Here is a 1619-nt window from a genome sequence, read left to right on the forward strand (position 1 = left end):
CCGCGACCCGGAACGCCGGACGCCAGTCCAGATCCAGGCACACCACGAGCCGGTGCGGCCGGTGCCGGGTGATCAGCGAGGCCACCATGTCGGTGAAGCCGCGCACCGCGTTGACGGGACGCCCGTCGGGGGCGGTGATCGAGTCGGGCAGCGCATAGTAGGCGCGGAACCACAGGCTCGCCCCGTCGAGCAGCAGCAGCGGGCGCCGCCCGGTGTCGCCGTCCGGGGTCGTCACAGGAGTCGTCACGGTCCACATCCTGCCATCCCCGACTCGCACTACGCTGATGCCCATGAGTGCTGCCGCATCCCGATTTCCCGCCGCCCGTTACGCCGAACGTCTCACCCGCGCAGCCGAGCTCGGTGCCGCCGCCGGTCTCGATGCGCTGCTCGTGACGCCCGGACCGGACCTGCGGTACCTGCTCGGGTCCCGCGCCGAATCCTTCGAACGGCTCACCTGTCTGGTGATCCCCACCGACGGCAGCGCCGCGACGGTGGTGGTGCCGCGTCTGGAGCTGGCGTCGCTGAACGATTCGGCGGTCGCGGAGCTGGCGGTGCCGGTGCGGGACTGGGTGGACGGGCAGAACCCGTACGAGCTGGTGGCGGCGCTGCTGCCGGGTGCCGCGCGCACCGCGGTGACCGATGCGATGCCGGCGCTGCACCTGGTGCCGCTGGCCGGGTTGTTCGGGTCGGTGCCGGTGCTGGCCACCGATGTGCTGCGGGAGCTGCGGATGATCAAGGACGACGACGAGATCGAGGCGCTGCGCCGGGCCGGTGCCGCGATCGACCGGGTGCATGCCCGGATGGGTGAGTGGCTGCGGCCCGGCCGCACCGAGGCGGAGGTGGCCGCGGACATCTCCGCGGCGATCGTCGAGGAGGGCCACACCGCGGCGGCGTTCGTCATCGTCGGGTCGGGTCCGCACGGCGCCGACCCGCACCACGAGGTGTCCGACCGGGTGCTCGAGTCCGGGGACATCGTGGTGATCGACATCGGCGGTCCGGTCGAACCCGGCTACAACTCCGATTCGACCCGCACCTACAGCCTCGGCGAGCCGGATCCCGATGTGGCGGCGAAGATCGCGTTGCTCGAGGAAGCGCAGCAGGCCGCGGTCGACGCGGTCAAGCCCGGGGTGACCGCCGAGTCGGTGGATGCCGCGGCGCGGGATCTGCTGGCGGCGCAGGGGCTGGGGGAGGTGTTCGTGCACCGCACCGGGCACGGCATCGGCCTGTCGGTGCACGAGGAGCCGTACATCGTGGGCGGGAACACCGACGAACTGCGGCCGGGGATGGCGTTCAGCATCGAGCCGGGCATCTACTTCCGCGGCGAGTGGGGCGCCCGCATCGAGGACATCGTGGTGGTCACCGCCGACGGCTGCGAGCCGGTGAACCGCCGGCCGCACGGGTTGACGGTGCTGCCGGGCTGAGCGGCCGCTCGTTTCCGAACGAATGTACCCTTCGTCTCCTCAGACGGGCTGTTGCAGAATCGCGGGTCGGTCTCGCCGTGACGTGGCGGGGCCGACCTGCGGCTTTGTGTAGAATCTGTTGGTGGCCAAAGGATATCGACCCGTCGATCGCGACCAACAGTTCCTGATCCCACCGGACATGCGTGACTGGCTCGGCGC

The 1619-nt window shown here is 71.1% G+C and carries 1 protein-coding gene and 1 pseudogene; one reads left to right on the forward strand and one right to left on the reverse strand.

The genetic code is table 11. The features are described 5' to 3' along the window. Window positions 1-256, reverse strand: a pseudogene (locus I0Q12_RS25410) (flap endonuclease); the annotation flags it as partial. Window positions 257-290: 34 nt separating this feature from the next. Between I0Q12_RS25410 and I0Q12_RS25415 the strand changes: the two are divergent. Further along, the gene (locus tag I0Q12_RS25415; RefSeq protein WP_197255895.1) at window positions 291-1421 is read left to right on the forward strand and encodes a Xaa-Pro peptidase family protein; all 1131 of its coding nucleotides are present in this window, start codon (window positions 291-293) and stop codon (window positions 1419-1421) included. Window positions 1422-1619: the final 198 nt, after the last annotated feature.

Origin of the sequence: Rhodococcus sp. CX (assembly GCF_015865005.1) — a bacterium.
Lineage (GTDB): Bacteria > Actinomycetota > Actinomycetes > Mycobacteriales > Mycobacteriaceae > Rhodococcus.